The 19,007-nt window shown below is 45.6% G+C and carries 20 protein-coding genes; 10 read left to right on the forward strand and 10 right to left on the reverse strand.

The window, feature by feature from the left end:
- Nucleotides 1-115: 115 nt before the first annotated feature.
- A complete protein-coding gene (nagB, locus tag L1076_RS21775) occupies nt 116-916 on the reverse strand; it encodes a glucosamine-6-phosphate deaminase (RefSeq protein WP_005434699.1) in 801 nt (266 codons plus the stop codon).
- 375 nt (nt 917-1,291) lie between these two features.
- Here nagB and L1076_RS21780 point away from each other — a divergent pair, with 375 nt between their 5' ends.
- Nucleotides 1,292-1,543, forward strand: coding sequence for a DUF3081 domain-containing protein (locus tag L1076_RS21780; RefSeq protein ID WP_009706732.1), 252 nt, complete (start codon nt 1,292-1,294; stop codon nt 1,541-1,543).
- 146 nt (nt 1,544-1,689) lie between these two features.
- Here the strand turns inward: L1076_RS21780 and L1076_RS21785 are convergent, their stop codons facing one another.
- Entirely contained in the window at nt 1,690-2,043 is a 354-nt protein-coding gene (locus L1076_RS21785) for a DUF413 domain-containing protein (protein ID WP_005434702.1), read from the reverse strand.
- 148 nt (nt 2,044-2,191) lie between these two features.
- Here L1076_RS21785 and L1076_RS21790 point away from each other — a divergent pair, with 148 nt between their 5' ends.
- A complete protein-coding gene (locus L1076_RS21790; protein WP_237304458.1) occupies nt 2,192-3,085 on the forward strand; it encodes a LysR family transcriptional regulator in 894 nt (297 codons plus the stop codon).
- 160 nt (nt 3,086-3,245) lie between these two features.
- Here L1076_RS21790 and L1076_RS21795 read toward each other — a convergent pair whose 3' ends face one another.
- A complete protein-coding gene (locus tag L1076_RS21795) occupies nt 3,246-3,689 on the reverse strand; it encodes a DoxX family protein (protein ID WP_038869797.1) in 444 nt (147 codons plus the stop codon).
- A 348-nt stretch (nt 3,690-4,037) separates the two neighbouring features.
- Nucleotides 4,038-4,241, reverse strand: a complete 204-nt coding sequence (locus tag L1076_RS21800) for a hypothetical protein (RefSeq protein WP_038869796.1) — start codon at nt 4,239-4,241, stop codon at nt 4,038-4,040.
- A 204-nt stretch (nt 4,242-4,445) separates the two neighbouring features.
- On the opposite strand from L1076_RS21800, the gene L1076_RS21805 reads away from it, so the two are divergent.
- The 3 genes from L1076_RS21805 (at nt 4,446) to L1076_RS21815 (ending at nt 7,222) form a co-directional block, all read left to right on the forward strand.
- Nucleotides 4,446-5,813, forward strand: coding sequence for an AlkA N-terminal domain-containing protein (locus L1076_RS21805; protein WP_038869794.1), 1,368 nt, complete (start codon nt 4,446-4,448; stop codon nt 5,811-5,813).
- Nucleotides 5,810-6,292: a methylated-DNA--[protein]-cysteine S-methyltransferase gene (locus L1076_RS21810; protein WP_237304459.1), complete on the forward strand. Its 483-nt coding sequence runs from the start codon at nt 5,810-5,812 to the stop codon at nt 6,290-6,292. Before L1076_RS21805 ends, L1076_RS21810 begins: the two co-directional genes overlap by 4 nt.
- A gap of 108 nt (nt 6,293-6,400) precedes the next feature.
- Entirely contained in the window at nt 6,401-7,222 is an 822-nt protein-coding gene (locus L1076_RS21815; RefSeq protein WP_237304460.1) for a hypothetical protein, read from the forward strand.
- A gap of 72 nt (nt 7,223-7,294) precedes the next feature.
- Here the strand turns inward: L1076_RS21815 and L1076_RS21820 are convergent, their stop codons facing one another.
- On the reverse strand, nt 7,295-7,903 hold the full coding sequence (locus tag L1076_RS21820; protein ID WP_038880163.1) for a YitT family protein: 609 nt from the start codon (nt 7,901-7,903) through the stop codon (nt 7,295-7,297).
- 218 nt (nt 7,904-8,121) lie between these two features.
- On the opposite strand from L1076_RS21820, the gene L1076_RS21825 reads away from it, so the two are divergent.
- Nucleotides 8,122-8,517, forward strand: a complete 396-nt coding sequence (locus L1076_RS21825; protein WP_038869788.1) for a GFA family protein — start codon at nt 8,122-8,124, stop codon at nt 8,515-8,517.
- A gap of 26 nt (nt 8,518-8,543) precedes the next feature.
- On the opposite strand, the gene nhaD is transcribed toward L1076_RS21825, so the two are convergent.
- Together nhaD and L1076_RS21835 are read right to left on the reverse strand one after the other, a co-directional pair.
- Complete coding sequence (gene nhaD, locus L1076_RS21830; protein WP_038869787.1) at nt 8,544-9,974, reverse strand: sodium:proton antiporter NhaD; 1,431 nt, start codon at nt 9,972-9,974, stop codon at nt 8,544-8,546.
- Between the two features lie 420 nt (nt 9,975-10,394).
- Nucleotides 10,395-11,420, reverse strand: coding sequence for an acyltransferase family protein (locus L1076_RS21835; RefSeq protein ID WP_237304461.1), 1,026 nt, complete (start codon nt 11,418-11,420; stop codon nt 10,395-10,397).
- A 253-nt stretch (nt 11,421-11,673) separates the two neighbouring features.
- Between L1076_RS21835 and L1076_RS21840 the strand changes: the two genes are divergently transcribed.
- Both L1076_RS21840 and L1076_RS21845 read left to right on the forward strand, forming a co-directional pair.
- The gene (locus L1076_RS21840) at nt 11,674-12,264 is read left to right on the forward strand and encodes a TetR/AcrR family transcriptional regulator (RefSeq protein ID WP_095760365.1); all 591 of its coding nucleotides are present in this window, start codon (nt 11,674-11,676) and stop codon (nt 12,262-12,264) included.
- A gap of 123 nt (nt 12,265-12,387) precedes the next feature.
- A complete protein-coding gene (locus L1076_RS21845) occupies nt 12,388-13,242 on the forward strand; it encodes an alpha/beta hydrolase (protein WP_054756584.1) in 855 nt (284 codons plus the stop codon).
- Between the two features lie 118 nt (nt 13,243-13,360).
- On the opposite strand, the gene L1076_RS21850 is transcribed toward L1076_RS21845, so the two are convergent.
- The gene (locus tag L1076_RS21850) at nt 13,361-15,901 is read right to left on the reverse strand and encodes a glycosyl hydrolase family 18 protein (protein ID WP_095760317.1); all 2,541 of its coding nucleotides are present in this window, start codon (nt 15,899-15,901) and stop codon (nt 13,361-13,363) included.
- A gap of 394 nt (nt 15,902-16,295) precedes the next feature.
- The gene (locus L1076_RS21855) at nt 16,296-16,799 is read right to left on the reverse strand and encodes a DUF2850 domain-containing protein (protein ID WP_039975230.1); all 504 of its coding nucleotides are present in this window, start codon (nt 16,797-16,799) and stop codon (nt 16,296-16,298) included.
- Nucleotides 16,800-17,020: 221 nt separating this feature from the next.
- Between L1076_RS21855 and L1076_RS21860 the strand changes: the two genes are divergently transcribed.
- Both L1076_RS21860 and L1076_RS21865 read left to right on the forward strand, forming a co-directional pair.
- The gene (locus L1076_RS21860) at nt 17,021-17,305 is read left to right on the forward strand and encodes a pyrimidine/purine nucleoside phosphorylase (RefSeq protein WP_005448986.1); all 285 of its coding nucleotides are present in this window, start codon (nt 17,021-17,023) and stop codon (nt 17,303-17,305) included.
- Nucleotides 17,306-17,468: 163 nt separating this feature from the next.
- Nucleotides 17,469-17,750, forward strand: coding sequence for a hypothetical protein (locus tag L1076_RS21865; protein WP_237304462.1), 282 nt, complete (start codon nt 17,469-17,471; stop codon nt 17,748-17,750).
- 20 nt (nt 17,751-17,770) lie between these two features.
- Here the strand turns inward: L1076_RS21865 and L1076_RS21870 are convergent, their stop codons facing one another.
- Nucleotides 17,771-18,955 carry a GGDEF domain-containing protein gene (locus L1076_RS21870; RefSeq protein ID WP_237304463.1) on the reverse strand — a complete coding sequence of 395 codons (1,185 nt, stop codon included), beginning with the start codon at nt 18,953-18,955 and terminating at the stop codon, nt 17,771-17,773.
- Nucleotides 18,956-19,007 lie beyond the last annotated feature (52 nt).

Consider the following 19,007-nt stretch of genomic DNA (forward strand, 5'->3'; position numbering starts at 1 on the left):
ACGGTTGTTTAAATTCCTACACCTTCAAACCTGCCAGTCTTTAAAAACGAAAAAACCCGTGATGACTCACGGGTTTTGTGTATTCAGCGTTTATCTTTGGTTGTTATCCGAAGGATTAGAAACCTTTGATGTTTTCCGCTTCTAGCTCAGAGAAGTACTTAACTGTCTTCACTTTAAGCTCTTGTTGTGAAGGCTCATCACAAACGATCACTGCTTTAGGGTGTAGTTGAAGTGCAGAAACCGTCCATAGGTGGTTTACGCTGCCTTCTACTGCTGCTTGTAGAGCAAGTGCTTTGTTGTGACCAGTTACTAGGATCATCACTTCTTGAGCGTCTAGTAGCGTACCAACACCGATAGTTAGTGCGTACTTAGGAACTTGGTTGATGTCGCCATCGAAGAAACGAGAGTTCGCGATACGAGTGTCTTCAGTTAGTGTCTTGATGCGAGTGCGAGAAGACAGAGAAGATGCTGGCTCGTTGAATGCGATGTGACCGTCGTTACCTACGCCGCCCATAAATAGGTTGATCTTGCCGTAAGACTTGATTTTGTCTTCGTAGCGTTGGCATTCCGCTTCGTGATCTTCCGCGTTACCGTTAAGAAGGTTGATGTTCGCTTCTTGAATGTTTACGTGGTTGAAGAAGTTGTTGTACATGAATGAACGGTATGATTCTGGGTGATCCGCAGGGATACCGATGTACTCGTCCATGTTGAAAGTCACAACGTGTTCGAAGCTCACTTCACCTGCTTGGTAAAGTTCGATCAATGCTTTGTAAGTTGCTAGAGGAGTGCCACCAGTAGGTAGACCCAGAACGAACGGACGCTCAGCAGTTGGTTTGAAGTCGTTGATGCGCTTAGCGATGTGTGCTGCTGCCCACTTGCCTACTTGTGCTGCTTGAGCTAACGGGATAAGTCTCATTTTGTGCCCCTAGTTATTGGAATTTAAGATGTCCTGAAACATTAATTCGCATTATAAAATAAGTAATGGCGATCTGCTATTGTTTTAGGTCAAAATTTTGCTTTTTCTTTAACCAATGTTGCTTTTCTCAACAGTTTTCACGTTTGCTTCTTGCGATTACTCTCTTATATAGAGGGCGTTAGACTAGTTGATTAGCGTTTAAAATTTATGACTGAAAAAAAGTTTTTTGGCTGAATGAGCGAGCTAAATTGAACCGAGTTGCGTAGGAGAAAGAGAAGAAAAATGCCGAAGTTATGATCTCACGCAATCTATGGTGTGGCACGGCGTTTCTTCCTTAACCATACTTAAAGTGTGTTTATTGCTGAGGGAATCGCAATGAAAAACGACTTAGACGCAACCAAAGTGCTGCAAGCATACGAATGTGTGATGAACAACGGCACGCCTACCGAGTTTGGCAAGATGTATGAAGGGGTAGAAGCCTTTTCTGATTACGACGGCTATAACGTGTTTCTGAGAGGCAATGGCGTGGAGCTCAAAGTGGGTTTTCACAACACCTATCAGCTGGAGTACGACCAAGAGCATCTTAAAGACAGCTTCTTGAAGAAGGTCGCTATGTTGGCGAAATGAGTGCTTGCCGGATAAATAGGTTTACTAAAAAATGAAAAAGCCCTTTGGTGAAACACCTCTGGGCTTTTGGAAAAGAAAAATTTTTGCAACTCCACAGAATGAAACACTCTGAGGATTAACCAAGCATTAAGGCTTGGCAGAGTCGGTTAATCGTCTTCTGCTAGGCTCTCTTCTGCGTAGTCATCTGACGCCTCTGGTTTGTTACGACCATTTAGCGTGTGGAAGCGTTTGCGACCACGAGCTAATTGTGTGTATTTTAACCAAGTGCGCTCGATCTTAGTTTTCGCTTTGCCTGGGTTTTCCAGAACTTTTACGAAGTGTTTCTCTTCGCTGTTCTCAGGTGTCAACTCGCCTGACTCTAGGCCAAGCATAGTATCCCCATAAATTGTTAGGATTTCCTCTTCCGAAAGAGTAAAATCGCCAGACTTTGCAAAGCCGCGTGGGAATTTTACGTTGTCGTAAAAACGTTTTTTGCCATGACGAAATTCAGTGTCAGACATATCAACAGCCTCTGTAACCGTTATTGATGAATGTGATGAATTACGGCGAAAATTAGGCGCAAAGCTAACAAAAGAAAAACAAAACTTTTTTGTCGTCAAAATTTTAATTAGTTGTTAATCTGGTTTTATATTGACCAGGAGATGGTTTATGGATGTAAAGGTCTTTCGAACATTTTTAGAGCTGGCAAAGGTTCGTCACTTCGGACGAGCTGCTGAGAACTTGTACATTACTCAAGCCGCAGTGAGCGCACGCATCAAACAACTCGAAAGTTATTTCGATACGCAGTTGTTTATTCGTGATCGAAATAACATAAAGTTGACCTCCGCAGGTGAGCGTTTAATAGGCTATGCAGAGGTGATGGTCACCACTTTGCAGCAAGCCAAACTCGAATTATCCCTCGAAGATGGCAAAGCGTTACAGCTCACCATGGGTGGTACGCCGAACATTTGGGATGCTTACCTGCAAAACTGTTTGAGTGTCGTAACGGACTCGTTTGGTGGTTACGGCTTTATGGCGGAAGTCATGGGACGTGAGATGCTAAGCCGCAGCCTGTTGGAACGTACACTCGATATGGCTTTCGCCTTCGATCAAATCAAAGCGGATGAGCTTAACTGCAAAAAAGTTGCTGACGTGGTGTTGATGCTGGTGTCTACCGAACAAGATTCTCTTGATACGGTGTTTAACAAGAAATACGTTTACGTTGATTGGGGTACGCGCTTCGCTTCAGAACACGCGGAACGTCACCCGAAAATCCCAGCGCCTTACCTTCGCACTTCTACCGCTCGTATCGCGTTAGACTTCGTTTTAGAGAAAGGTGGCAGTGCATACCTACCAGCGTCTCTGGTAGAGCCGTTTATTGCAAGCGGGCAGCTCCACAAGGTGTCTGGCGTAGAAGATTGGTACCGTCCTATCTATTTGAGCTATCGCAAAGCCAGCACGTCTGTAGAAGCGATTAAGCAGGTTGAAGAAATCGTAAAAGAGATTGACCCGCTAACGGCGTACAGCTTGCAACAAATTGCGGACATTCCAGCAGACGAGTAATTTCTGCTTTTGCGATCCAGTGCAAATTTAAACGAAAGCCCTTTGGTATAAACCAAGGGGCTTTTTGTATTGGTTTGCGTAAATTTACAGATGTTTATAAATTCAGCGTGATGCTTGAAGCGAGAGTCATGGCAGAATTTAGGCCCATGAAGAACCTGCTTTACGCCAGTTTTTGATGAAGTGTGCCATCCAGTGCCGCTTTGCCTGCGCCAGAAAATGCGAGAGAAACACAAGCTGCCAATAATGCGAGACCAAATTCGTAACCGTTGTTCGACATGAACAAACCATTCTCGAAATGAACCGAGAAAATCGCAATCACCATGGTGAATGCTAGAGCCACAGCCGCTGGTCGAGTTAGAAGACCAAGCAAGATGAATAAGCCGCCAAAGAATTCTGCGCTGCCCGCAAGGAGTGCCATCAACATGCCTGGGCCTAAACCGACCGATGCCATCCACTGACCTGTTGCTTCAAGGCCGTATCCGCCAAACCAGCCGAAAAGTTTTTGTGCACCGTGCGCCATAAAGATAATGCCAACCGGAATGCGAAGGGTGAGTGCGCTGTAACCTGCATTTGAAGTCGTGATTTTGTGTAGCAGTGCTTTCATGATTTTATCCTTCCTCGGAAATTCTACTTATTTGGGGTGATCGCCCCTTTGTTGTTGGAGCAAGTTTAGGTAGTGGGTTCAGAAGAAAAAATCGGGACAATTTGATGCTCTCGTTCGAGAAATTTGATGGAACATTTTTAACGTAACAAATACAGAGTTTTAGGCTGTTTTTAGGATCTGTTTATTGTTCGGTACTATGGTGTTTTTGTTTATGGAAGTCGCAAATTTTCGAATAACTTTCCGAGCGTGTTTTGTATATTGAAATAAGAATGTCGTAAATGCTGAGCAAAAAAAGAGCACATTTCTGTGCTCTTTTGTTTTTACGATTAACAAGGGAGAAAGGAGTGTTTAAAGATTCATTAAGCTTTCAAGCGAGTCCTCTACGCTATGGTAGTGGTAGGTGCGTATACTCACACCATCCGACGCATTGATTTGAATTTCTGAAATCTCGTTATCAGAGTCGCGCTCAATAATCCCTATAGAGTGCTCGACTGATTTACTGGTAATAACCTTGTGATTTCTAAGTACAATCACGCACGTATGTAAGTCCATGCCAATTCCCTTTAGCCGACGTTGTTGTGTTGTTCTGATTTAACTTTAGTGCACAAATTTACTAATGCCAAAAATTCTCAATATTGAGTTCCGAAAATGGCTAATTTACAGTAACCCTTCGTTCTACAATGAAGTTATACCGTTTGAGTTGTAACCGAACATACGGCTCTATAGAGCACCCAATGCGAAAGCAAGGACAGCATCATGCTTATCCATCCCCATACATTGTTGACGTTCGAGCAGTGCCAAAAAGCGCGCATGGCACGTGACAGCCGTTTTGACGGTCGTTTCTACGTTGCAGTCAAAACCACTGGGATTTTTTGTCGACCAATTTGTCCAGCCAATCTGCCCAAAGAGGAAAACGTTGAGTACTTCACTGACAAGACGCAGGCACTGAAGGCCGGATACCGCCCTTGCTTACGTTGCCGCCCAGACAGTGCGCCAGGATCATGGGCTTGGAAAGGGGTTGAAACTACATTTCAACGTGCGATCAAAATGATCGATCGTGGTGAGTTGCACCATAGGTCCCTCGCGGATCTCTCCGATCGTCTCGGGATCTCAGATCGTTATTTGCGCATGCTGTTCGAGCAATATTTGGGGATGTCACCTAAGCAATATGCGCAGTATCAGCAGTTGATGTTTGCTAAGCAGCTTCTGCATTCGAGTTCGATGTCAGTCACTGAAGTCGGCTTTGCAGCAGGTTTTAACAGCACTCGACGCTTCAATGATGCGTTTCAAAAGATCCTTCAGCTAACGCCTTCTCAAGTGCGCAGAAAGGAGTTTGATGGCGTGGGGACGAATCGAATCGTGCTCCCTTATCGCGGTGCTTTGAACTGGCAACACATGCTCGATTTTTATCGTCTGCGTGCGATTGAGGGGATGGAGCAAGTTACGCAAAACACCTACCAGCGCAATGTTGTGCTGGATGATTGCCATGCACGATTCAAGGCTACTCAAGGGGAGGGCTACCTTGAGATAGAGTTTGATATTGAAGATGTTACTAAGCTGCAAAACCTTGTGTCTGGCGTGCGTCGAATGTTCGATCTCGATGCGGATATTTGCACCGTCGAGCAGCACCTGGAATACATTGCGCCTGGATTGGTGAAAACCCACGGGATTCGGATTCCGGGCGTCTGGAGTGCGTGGGAAGCCGGTGTACGTGCCGTGTTGGGTCAACAAGTGTCGGTCAAAGCCGCAATTGGGCAACTTAACTTGTTAGTGGAAACACTCAGCAGCGATCAGCATGCGCGCCACTTTCCAACGCCAGAAGCGATTGCTAATGCCGATGTTAGCTTCTTGCGTATGCCGCAAAGCCGTAAAGACACGCTCGTGCGATTTGCTCAGTACATGCAGCAAAACCCAGAAGCCGATCCGCAGCAATGGCTGGAGTTAAAAGGCATTGGTCCGTGGACGGTGAGCTATGCGCAATTGCGTGGCCAATCTCAGCCCGATTGTTTTTTAGATAAAGACTTGGTGGTGAAGAAAGCCATGCCAAACTATCCGTCATTGAATGCTCATACTGCATCGCCTTGGGGCAGTTACGCGACTTTTCACTTATGGAATCAATCATGAAATCACTTTATACGGTAATGCCAAGTCCGTTAGGCGCTGTGACTATTCAAGCTAACGATCAAGGTTTGCTCGGAATTTGGTTTGAAACGTGTACCACCAAACCAGACGATTTGGGTGAGCGTGATGATCAACATGCCGTGCTCAGCCAAACCGTTACTCAATTGGAAGAATACTTTGCTGGGCTGCGTAACGAATTTGACTTGCCCCTTGCTGCGACAGGTACGGATTTCCAAACTCAAGTATGGTATGCACTAACGACCATTCCTTATGGTGAAACATGGAGTTACCAAGATCTGGCGAACGCCATCGGCAATCCGAAAGCGGTACGTGCGGTGGGACTGGCGAATGGTAAAAACCCAATCTCGATTGTAGTGCCTTGCCATCGTGTCATCGGCAAAAGTGGCAAGCTTACTGGCTATGCTGGCGGTGTCGAGCGCAAACAGCGATTATTGGCATTGGAGAAGGGCTCACCACTTTAAGTGAGGCCATTCTCAGAATCCGGCAAGGTTTACCTTATTTGCTTCGATTTTGTGTAGGGTTGTTGAGCTAATGAACAATCCAGAGCAATGAAAAAGGATAATAAGGATATGTCTTTCAAAACGGATTTTGATGCATTCATAAACCAAAGTTGGCAGCAGCATGAAGCGCAGCCACAACAAACATACACTCAATTAGAACAAGCGCTTAGTGAGGTGGAAGACACTAACCATGCTGAGCGTATCTTACCCTTGATGCTGCACACTTCCATCGGTCATCTGCACGACCCGAAGCAGTTTCTCACCAGTTTAGATAAGCTCGAAAATGGCGTAGCGAGTCCGTGTATGGTGCGTCAGAGAGCCAAAACTGTCGCGCAGTACTTTGTGGATCAAACGACGGACCATATCGTTGACTTGGAAGATGTCGATCAGCGCCGCGTTTTTGCTCAGATTGCCAACGAGCTATCTGCGATGAACGAGCTAGAGCAAGCTAGCACATGGTTAGCCAAAGCAGCCAACGGCATAGATTCAGACCAAACTGCCGAGCCGTTGGCACGTTCAATTGCCATTACGGGTAACAACCTTGCCTGCCAATATGAAGAGCTTGAAACGCGCTCTGAAGTGCAAGTACAACACATGCTAGAGGCCGCGACACTGGCGCTTGAATACTGGAAAGTTGCTGGTGGTTGGATGCAAGAAGAGCGCGCAGAATATCGCTTAGCCATGAGTTTGCTTAAAGCTGGTCACCCACTCAAAGCCAAAGTGCACGCTGAACGCTGTGAGGCAATCTGTCGACAAAATGGTGAAGACGCTTTCGAGCTTTTCTACGCGCATGATTTGCTGATGCTGGTGCACTATCACTTAAGCCAACAAAACAAGCTCAAGCTGGCTGAAGGGGACCAACAATACTGTGAGAATTCGCCTCTAGTGTAGTCTTATGTTATTGACAAGGAAAAGCCCCGAGAATTTATCTCGGGGCTTTGGTTTTTGTCATGCGTTAGAAGATTATGCTGATTGTGGCGTTGGCTGATATCGCCCTGGTTTGTGGTTCATTGCCAAGATTAAGTTGGTCGCCACCGCGCCAAGTATAGATAGGGCGATCAAATGAATATCGACGATAAAAAGAGACATCACCACGATGGTGCAGTCGAGCGCCATTTGAACTTTGCCTGCACGAATGCCAAAACGTTCCTGAAGGTAAAGTGCCAATATGTTGAAACCGCCCAAGCTCATCTTGTGGCGGAAAATTACCAGCATTCCCATACCAATCAGGCCTCCCCCTAGGAGGGCGGCGTAAACGGGTTCAATACGAGAAATTTCAATCACATGGTGCAGGTGGTCTACCGCAAAGGACACGATCGAAACCGCAATAAAAGTGTTGATGGTAAAACGCCAACCCATGCGCATCACAGACAAAATGTAGAAAGGTAGGTTCAGTGCAAAGAAGATCTGACCAAAGCTAAAATCACTCACTTTAGTGAGGAAGATAGCAAGACCAGCAGTGCCACCTGTCAGCAGTCCCACTTTGCTAAAAAAGATAACCCCAAGTGACACCAACGCACTACCGAGCGTCAGAGCCAAGAGATTCTCTCTAAGGCTATGATCTTTATCCATAAAAGTATTTTCCTTGGTTTTAAAACCGTTTTAACTGCAAGCGCGCAACCAAAACGGATGCGGTTGGCAAAACGCCAACCAAATAGTGATAAATCGATGAATAAAATGTCGTGAAAAGTGATTGATGTCGAGTTTTTGACCTAGATTGCGCGGATGTTAACTGTTTAACAGACTTTACACATTAAGCTAGATGACCACTGAAGCAACAAGGGAAAGTCATGATTAAACAAGTGGGTAGTACCACAATTCAGCCTTTGCATAAGCTCTCTTGTCATTGCGGAAAAGTACAAATCGAACTGTCATTACCAAATGGAATCGAGAAGCCTAGACGTTGTGATTGTTCTATGTGCCGACGTCGTGGCGCGATTGTGGCATCAGTACCTTTGAATGGGATTCGCATCATCCAAGGTGAGGAGGCACTCAAGCTGTATCAGTTTAATACCAGCACGGCTAAGCATTTTTTCTGTGGTGAATGCGGTATCTACACGCATCATCAGCGCCGTTCTGACCCGAGTGAATACGGTTATAACGTTGGTTGCTTAGAAGATGTAAATCCTTATGAGCTGGGAGATATTGAGGTGATGGATGGCGTGAACCACCCATCAGACCGGTAAGAATATTCAATATTGATCAAGGTAGGTTAAGTGAACAAACTGCCATTCATCCAAAGGTGCGCCGCAATACTTGCGGCATAACCTAGCGCAATCACCGGTGCCCATTTTAAATGGCCAAAGAAGGTGTATTGTCCCCTTGCTGCCCCCATTAATGCCACGCCAGCCGCTGAACCAATCGAAAGCAAGCTACCACCCACGCCTGCAGTCAGCGTGACTAACAGCCAGTTCCCCATCGACATGGTTGGCTCCATCGTTAATACAGCAAACATCACTGGAATGTTATCCACGATAGCAGAGAGAATCCCCACCATGACGTTAGCCCAGATTGGGCTCCATTCGGTGTACATCACGTTGGAAACTAACCCAAGATAACCGAGCAAACTCAAACCGCCGACACACATGACGACACCATAGAAGAACAGTAAAGTATCCCACTCTGCACGAGATACACGGTGGAATACATCAAACGGCACCACTGAACCTAAACGCTTTAAGGCATAATCATCGCCATTGGCAATCGCTTCGGCCGCTTTTTTAGCAAGTGAATGTTTTAGTGTTCGACGCAGGAAATAACCGAAAAACTGCAGGTACGCCAAGCCCATCATCATTCCGATTACTGGCGGGAAGTGAAGTACCGCGTGGAAAGATACCGCCGTCGCGATAGTGAGAATAAACAAGCCTACAATTCGTCTTGCTCCACGTTTCAATTCAATATGTTCATGGACCGTATCTGGCTTAGTGTTTGGTACAAACAACGACATGATGAACGCAGGAATGACGTAGTTGATCAATGACGGAACAAACAACGGCATAAATTCAGCAAAACTGACGTGTCCTGCCTGCCAAACCATCAGGGTCGTTATATCACCAAATGGACTGAATGCGCCGCCAGCGTTCGCCGCAATGACGATGTTAATACAGGCAAGGTTCACAAACCTTGGATTATCGCCAGAAACTTTCATCACCACCGCACACATTAACAGGGCCGTGGTTAAGTTATCCGCGATAGGTGAAATGACAAATGCCAAGCCGCCTGTAAGCCAAAATAGCTGTTTGAAATCGAAACCTTTACCGACCATCCATGCTTGCAGAGCATCAAACAGCCTCCGCTCTTCCATTGCATTGATGTAAGTCATCGCTACTAGTAGGAACAATAAAAGTTCGGCGTATTCCAGAAGGTTGTGTTCCAGTGCGGCTTTAGCGACGTCAGCTTGGTTGTGTTGGGCAAAGGTGTACCCAATCAAAATCCAGATTAATCCTGCGGCGAGCAGTACTGGTTTGGATTTTCGCATATGCAGGTATTCTTCCAGCATCACCAGAATGTAAGCAATGGTGAAGAGAATCAGTGCGGCATAGCCGACGGCAGAATTGACGAGGTTGAGGTCACTGGTGGACGCTGCAAAACTGGGGCTTGAAAAGAGTAAGCAGCAGAAAGCGACAATTGGATAGATTGACATAGACATTTCTCCTTGTCTGACTGGAGAAATTTTAGCCACAAATTAATAAGTTAAGTGTGAGAAAGCTCGAATTAACGGTAGGAGTTTTGAATTGATGTAGTTTGCGCCACTACTTTCTGAGTGACGCAATACTTGCAGCGCCAAATAGGAATACTGCAGCGTATAAACCGTAAGTTAGCCAATGGCTAATTTCTAAAAAAGGAACGAGTCCTTGACCTGCCCACATACCGCCTCCGTTTAATGAGCATTTTGTTGATGTCGAATAAATCTAAAGTAAATGAACAATGTTTTTTGTGAGTGAAAGCAAATTACGTAGCATTAGAAGTGATAATGTTGGCGAGTGAGAGAGAGCTCTCATTTTTGAGAGGCTTGCTTTAACCCCAAAGTGTTAGAGCAAGCCATACATAGTGCTGAATGGATTTAGCGCAGCAATAGTTTTTTCAGTGGAGTGGCTTCGATGCCTTTCACAAGCAGCAGAGTGACCACAATCGTTGCTGGGTAAATAAAGGCGTCTTTAGCTAGGTTTTCTAGCCCCAACATACCTGCGATGTTCATCATGATGATGATCACCAATAGGTGGCTCACGTAGATGCCTAGAATGCTCGGTGACCATTGAAATACCCATGGCATATTGCCGAAGTTTGGGTGAGCAAGAAGCCACATGAATGCACCCAACGACCAAATTACGGTACCAAACAAGAAGTCGTGTGAGTTAAATGCGATTTCATAATTCATAAGGTAATAGGCTTCGCCAAAATGCAGTGCCACACCGATCAATATTAAGCGAATGGTGTTATTGCGCGACCATTGCCACTGATGTTGTCTTGCTAAGTAACCAAGCACCACCAATAAAGTACTGAAGAACGGACCATTACGTGTAAAGAAGGGCGTTGGTAGTTCAGTGAGTGTGACGTAGCTGCCTGCAAACACACCGTAGACGTAAAGTAATACCGCCGCAGGAAGCAACAGTTGTACCATGTTTATGCGAACCAGCAACGCAATAATAGCCACGGCGATGACAAGTGCAGGAATGAACCACAAATGCACCAAGCCACCTTCTAAGAGCGAGTTCACTGGGTTCGACATCAGGTAACCCCAATAACCCTGTCGCTCGACGAGGTAACCTGCTTCTGCAACTACTTGCCAGCGAAACGGCATTAACAGACAAATCAGGCTCCAAATCAGCCATATTTTGAGCAGAGGCTTGGCGTAGTTTTTCAGTGTCTCAACGGGATTTATGCTGAGTTTAGGCTGGATTAGATATCCGGAGATGAGAAAAAACAGTGGTACAGCAAAGCGAGCCAATTGGTTAAGCATGTACCCAACCCAAGGTACTTCATCCCATTGCCAATACGTGAGAGCCATCTGACAGTGAAGCCCAATGATCGCAAACATTGCGATGATGCGGGCAAATTCTAAACTGGCAATTTTCTTTGTTGTTGCCATAAGTGCTTACCTAAAAAAGTGAAAAATCGCTGCGAAATTAGCAGTTAACGATTCAGTTCTCGCGGTAAAAAATCAACTCATGTGCAATTGACGGCAACCAGTTTGCGAAATTCAGACCCATCTCTAATTTCTAAAATCAAGATTCATTACTTCTTTCAATGTATTGAGATCAAGGCTGTGTCTGATCATGATGGTTGGTTTGACCAGTAAACTTAATATTGCAAAAAAGTACGGTCGTGCTAAAAATGCAGTTATGAAAAAAGGAAAAGTAACCAAAGAACTTATTCTGCAACGTGCATTCCAACTGGCGAGCGAAAATGGATTGGAAAGTCTTACCATTGGTGAGTTAGCGAAGCAGTGCGGGATGTCGAAAAGTGGTTTGTTTGCCCACTTTAACTCGAAGTTAAATCTTCAACTGTCGGTATTAGAACACGCCAATCTAGTATTTGCTGAGCGTGTGATTGCGCCTGCACGTGAGTTAGGTGATAGCAATATTGAACGTAAAGTACGTGGCTTACTAGACACTTGGATGACGTGGAACCACTCTTTTCAAGGCAGTTGCATGTTCCTTGATGCTTGGAACGACACCGCAGAAGAAGGTTGTGCGTTGCAAGCAGCATTGCGTAAATCAATTGATACTTGGTTGAATTACCTAGAAATTCAGATCAAGAAAGGCAAAGAAAACCAAGAGTTTGTGGCGGACTTAGACACGCGACAAGCGACCTTTGATTTATACGGACAGTACTTAAGTGCACACGTATTTTACTCGATCAAAGGGGAAGAAGAGAGCCAGAGATTGTTCTGGCAAGGCATCGATAACTTGTTTACTCGATGGAAGCGCTAACCCCGCGGTAACGGGTATAGTAAAAGATTCAAAATGAAGAGCGACAACGAGCGCTCTTTCTTATCAGCATAAAAAAGCACGACCGTTCTATTTTGTGCAAGGCTGATAGTTAAGGAAACGATCATGAGTGAGAAAATTTACTTCAACACTTCGCAGAAATTCAGTGTAAAGCGCAGTTTAATCAACATCAGCACGCGTTTGCACCATACGCTCGCACCCTCACACGCAAAAAAGACTGCGCGTAAATTGCTGCTTACCCCTGCGCGTACGCAGCCAAAAAACGCTGAGCCACAGGGGCTTATCAAAAGTGAAATCCAAGGTCATGCCGGGGCAATTAAAATCTATCAGCTTGGAAGCGGTCCGGTATGGATTCTTACTCACGGTTGGTCTGGAACTGCCAGTCAGTTCTATCCGTTGATGGAGCACATTGCGGCATCTGGTTACACCGCATTAGCATACGACCATCCTGCACATGGTGAGAGTGATGGTCAGTACGGACACATCCCTGCGTTTGTTCGTGGCCTAGAGGATGTATTGGATTCGGTGGAAGACGTAGCAGGTTTAGTTGGGCACAGCATGGGCACTGCGTCGGCGCTGGAATGTCGCCACAGTAAACTAGAGAACAAACCTCTATTGTTGATAGCTCCGGTTCTGAATTATGTAGAAAACCTGTTTGGTAGCATTGCACGCTCAGGATACTCCATGAAGTTATTCAAAGCGGTGGTGTCTGAGGTTGAGGACCAGTTTGGCTATCCACTGCAGTCGATTGACCCAGAAAAGCGTCTAGCAGAGCGCGAAGCAAAAACCATCATTGTTCATGATGAGCAAGACAAGTTCACTAAGCACAGTGTCTCTGCGCAAGCAGCGAGTGAGATGGCACGAGTTGAATTAGTGACGACTCAAGGCCAAGGTCACGGTCGCGTGATGAAGTGTGAAGAGGTGTTCCAGAGTTTCGACCGTTTAATTGAAGCTAGCTGATTATTGAAAAGCACTTAATAGATTCTGTTAGAACAACAAAGGACAGCCGAAGCTGTCCTTTTCTTTTATAACTCTATTGAAAGCGAGTGATGTTGAATCACAACGCTTTTATCAGTGCTTAGTTACAGTTAGCTGGACCAACTTCTTTCCAAACACCCCATTCGCCAGACTTACTAGGATCTTGTCCTTGTGTCCACCATTTCGCTTCCCAAGTCTTACCTGCGTAAGTCACTTGGTCACCGCCAGTGTAAACAGCTGTTGCATCCCATGCGTTAGTACAAGTGCCACCACCTGTGCTGTGCTTAGATACAACAACGGTTGCACTTGCTGAAGATGCTGCTTGGCCATCGCTTACGCTTACTGTGAAGCTTAGGCTAGTGTCTTGCGGGTATTCTGCTGCTGTGAACGTCACTTTCGCACCGTTAACGGTTGCGTTTAGACCTTGAGGTAGCGTCCAATCGAACGTGAGTGTGTCGTTGTCAGCATCGCTAGAAGCGGAAGCGTCAATTACAACCACGTCACCAGCTTTCGCACTTGCAGGTGCAGAGACCTGCGCAACAGGTGCTGTATTTGGTGGATCAATCACGCCAGCAGGCTTAACCGTTACCACAACAAGATCAGAAGCGCTTGCGCCGTCATTGTCTGTCACGGTTAGCTTGAACGTTAGCTGTTCTTCTGCAGTCACTTCTGCTGCATCAAAGCTTGCTGTCGCAGTGTTTGCGCCAGATAGAGCCACTGCTGTACCTGATACTTGCTCCCAAGCGTAGCTTGCGATTGTGCCATCAGAGTCTGTTGAGTTGCTGCCATCAAGCACAACACTTGCAGGGCCTGTTACTGCTTGGTCCGCACCTGCTGCTGCCGTTGGTTTACGGTTTGGTGGAACAACGACACCACCCGCCATACCTTCGTGCATTGCATTCAGGATGTCGCCGTTATCTGCGTCAATTTCCCAAGAGAACAGACCTGCAAGACCTAGCGACTTCGCGTAGTTACCTTTCGCAAGAATAGAGCGGTGGTCATCAAATGTGATCAGCTCACCTGTTGAACGGTTCCACACCCATGGAGCTTCTGCTTGTGCATCGTAACCGTATTCAAAGCCGTTGATACCAGTATTGTTTGCACCAAGCATGAATGACTTAATGCCTTTGTAGTCAATCACGCCATCTTCCCAGACGCCTTGAGTCGTGCTGCCTTTCAGTTTGCCTGTTGCAGTACCTGTCATTGGGTCATTTGGATCGGTTAGCGTATCAGGTGTTACGCCTTCCCAGCCACGGCCATACATTGCTGTACCTAGTACAAGTTTGTTCGCAGGAACACCTTGAGCTAGAAGAAGTTGGATACCGTTGTCGGCTGTATATGCAGGACCTTTGTACGCTTCACCGTTCTCATCTACACCGCTGCCGTCACACTGACCTGGGCGCATAAATGAACCACAGTAAAGTGCCGTTTGGTGACCAGGTACGTTGTTCCAACCGCCGTAGAAGTCGTAAGTCATTGCGAAGATGTAGTCCATGTACTGAACAGCGTCTGCGTAATCAACATCTTCAATTTTGTCGTAACCTACACCGATTGCAGACGTTAGCTCGTAAGTACGGCCTGTTTCTGCTTCTAGCTCATCCAACATTGCACGTAGTTCACGCATCAATGCGATGTAAGCAGGGCCATCGTTTACTGGGTCACCTTTATCTGCTGCGGCACCGCCACCACCAGGGAATTCCCAGTCGATATCAACACCGTCGTAGAATTTCCATGTTTTTAGGAATTTCTTCACAGATGCGACAAACGTGTCACGGTTGGTCTTGTCAACGAAATCGAAGAATGGGTCAGACAGTGTCCAACCACCGATCGATGGGATGATTTTTAGATCAGGGTTACGTTGCTTCAATGCCATTAACATCGCGTAGTTACCCTTGATCGGCGTGCTGTATTCGTGACCAGCTTGCGCGAAACTCTTTTGATAAGCTGCCCATGGGTCATGGATAACCACTTCGTAGTCGTTCACACCACGACAAGCGGTTTGCAGTGCGTTGAAGCTATTGCCACCAACCGATTTCACTGATTCATTTGGACCACAAATTGGGATGAAGCCGTAAAGGATGTGAGTCAGGTTGTCGACCGGCATATTATCAACCGTGTAGTCACGGCCATAGATGCCCCACTCAACAAAGTAAGTACCCATGACAACACTTGGGTCGGTGTTGTAGGTTTTGTTGTTCGGGTCAACGTTCATAGTTAGCGGCGGTAAATGAGAACCGTCTGTATCCGCAATCGTAATCTCTACTGGTGCGCTTTTCGCACAGCCTGTTGCGTCACACGCTTCGATTTCCATTTGGTACAAACCACCTTGGCCGTATTCAAACGACGCAGTAGTTTGGCTACCAGTGATAGGGCCTGTAGCGACTTGAACTCCATCAAAGTAGATATTGTAAGTGTCACCAGAAGTACCACTCCACTGGTTAAATTTCACGTTGATCTTAGCTAGCTCATGGTACTTAACCATGTCGTTGTAGCCAGATGTGGTTTCCATTGCCAGTTCAATTTTAGAAAATTGCAGGTTATTAGAACCATACATGTCGATACTTGGTGCTGTTGGAGCCGCATTTGCAGCGCCAGAAAGAGCTAGGGCAACCCCAGCTGCACATAGGTTAAATCGAATCATAACTTCTCTCTCAATCCTTGATTTTATGTTCATTCACGAACACAAGCTGCTCTTGCGACAGAAAAGACAACCGATTCACACACTGTGCAAAAGCATCACATTCAGCATTTCAGAAGCTTTTTTTTTTTCAAAAAAAAATAAATCAAGATTCGACTCTGTTACACAAATCTCACTACAAGAAACATTGTTTTGCATAGAAAATACAATATTGAGCCAATAATTTATAAATATTTTGCATGCATTTAATTAATTATCTACTCAGTCTGGTGGTGTTATTTTGCGAGTGAAATTAAATTTTTATTATGTAACAGAGCAAGTTACGTTAGAAATTGCCAGTAACGGCCCTGTTGAATTTGGGGAAAGATACGTATGATTGATGGGGTCGATAACAAGATTACTTGCGATTGAAGTGCTCGCTCAATGCGGCTCGGCGTTTGGACGCGGCACCAATTTCTGAACCTTGTACGGTGTGCTCGAATCCTTTAAGCACAAAGCGTTGGTCAGGTAGCTTTGGTTCTACGCGACGTATTTGGGGAGAGAGGTGAGAACCAGACAATTGGTAGGCTGTTTTACCTAGTCCGGTGTTTAGGGTGACAACTTTGCCATCGAACTCAAACTGGGTAGCGACGAGGCGATGGTTGCGAAAGACACCGTCGGGCGTAAAGGAAAGTTGTTCGGTCTGATAAGGCGGCGCACCAATTTCAATCCATTCGCCATACACTTTATCTGGATCGATATAGTCGAGATAAGAAGCGTAAAGTTGGTAGCCGAGAAAGCTCAACAGCGCGCAGCCAAACGTCGCAAATCCTCCTTTGATGATTCTGAACTGATGACGAGCCCAAAATGAAGGTTGCGGTTCTGGTTTCTTCTGGCGTTTTCGGCGCGGTGTGGTCGTCATGATCCCTGCTTGTTTTCCTTTTTTAATATGGTGAGAAGCTTACGCTGCAAAAACAAACAATCTCGCCTTTGCGACACCTAAACTATGATCTGATGTCCACTTTTACATTCCGAAACACAGTTATTGAGTATTCGATAGCTCAAAAAAGGTCAATTTAGAGACTTGAGTCGTAAACCGAAACAGGGTAAAAAAGAGCTGATTTTTGATAAGGAAACCAAAGAATGAGTATTAAGGAAAACAGTTATTTTGCTGGTGGCGTAAAGTCACTGGGTTTTAGCCAACAAGGACAGGATGTCAGTGTCGGTGTGATGTTGCCAGGTGAATACACGTTTGGTACACAAGCTCCTGAACGTATGAGTGTCGTCAAAGGTGCACTGATCGTAAAGAAAGCTGGAGAGGTTGATTGGGTGACTTACAACAGCGGTGAGTTTTTTGAAGTCGAAGGTAACTCATCATTTGAGCTTCAAGTTAAAGACGCAACGGCTTACCTATGTGAGTACTTATAAGCACAGCGCCATCTCTGACAAGTGATTGAAGACTGATTTATATAGAAGCTACCTGCGGGTGGCTTTTTTTATGCATGTTATTCAGATGCAACGGTTTTTGGCAATAAAGCGTTAATTATGTATATACTTAAAACAGGTGCACCCATCGACCAAGGAGGATGAGATGGCAGTACAACCTAAACATTCCGATCTTCCTCCTCGCTATGAGGCAACGGATTTTACTAATGAGCAACGTCACCGCTTTACTAAGGTGGCCAACGCGGCTCAAAAACGACGTGCTTTCTATAAGCGAGCGATTGAGAAAAGCCTTGTCGGCAAAATGAAAGAGCGAGCGCTCAAACCTGTTCTTGTCCCACGAGATGATAAACCAAGCAATATCGGCCAAGTGATCTGGCTTGTCACGTTTTTACTTGTTGGCTTATGGGCCATGTATATGTACGCCTAACTTAGGCTCTGCAGTTTGGTTTATAAGCTGGCGTCACGCTGCAATGAAGTCACATTTCCCATTGCGCCAACCAACGAGTGTCTTTGATGACGCAACTCTTCTGCATGTGAGCAATGCTCGTAATATGCATACTGGTTTTTGCCAGTGTGCTTCGCAGCGTACATAGCTTTGTCTGCGCAACGAGTCAGTTCAGATAAATCTGTTGCATCTTGGCCGTAAATGGCCGCTCCTACACTCATGGTTAACTCATTGATGTTGTCGTCCGTTTGATAGCCTTTTTGGAACAGGTTGACGATACGCTCCAAAATATTGTCTAGGTCTTTCTTACCGCGCACGTCGTAAAGCATTAAGACAAACTCGTCACCAGCAAAGCGAGCAATCGAGTAGTCATGCTTGTCCGTTTTTCTGTCTTTATTACGAATGTTGTTTTTTAAGCGAGTCGCAAAGTGCTTTAACACACGGTCGCCGACATCGTGTCCGTAGTTGTCGTTAATGTGCTTGAAGTTATCGATATCTAAAAAGACTAAAGCCGTGACACTTTTGGTCTCAACTTGTTCCAACTCTTCTAACTTGGCACGTGCCCAAGTTTCAAAACTCCAACGGTTGGCTAATCCTGTTAACTGGTCAAGGTAAGCCAGTTCTTCAATCCCTTCGCGATAAAGGGTCTGAATGTAGTTCACGACTTTAGAGTAATAGTAAGAGAAGGTATGACAAACAAAGCAAATCGCCACAAGGGTGAACATAAAGCGGCGTTCGGTCATGTCACTGGCGGTGGGTACACTCTCTAAAAAGGTTAAACCGAAAAAGATGATGAGGGAGTACGTCACGCTAAACAGCAGACCGACTTTGAATTCGTTGATCAAGATAATGGCGGCCACTATCGGGTAGAGCCAAAGCAGTCGACCTGAAGGGGCGTCGTTATAAAGCAGTAGCAACAGTCCATCAAACATCAATACGCCTGTGAGCAACAGATCTGCGTATTGGTGGTGACCACGGACTTTGATCAGATAGCTGATGGTTAAGCATGCCAAAGCACATAAACCAATGAGTAAACTGAGCCCCCAATTTCCTTCAAGGTAGTGTAGGGCAGAGCCATAGGTTAGAAATGCAGTGGCGATGCTAGAACAGAGAAAAACTATCTTCTTTTTTCTTGTCGATCGGATATCCGCCATTTCTTCTAGGCGTGCTCCGGCCAATTTCGACATTGTGTATCCCTACTTTAGACTTATTTAATGCCTATTCTAGGTCGTAATTAAG

The organism is Vibrio sp. MMG023, from assembly GCF_021654215.1.
Classification (GTDB): Bacteria; Pseudomonadota; Gammaproteobacteria; order Enterobacterales; family Vibrionaceae; genus Vibrio; species Vibrio jasicida.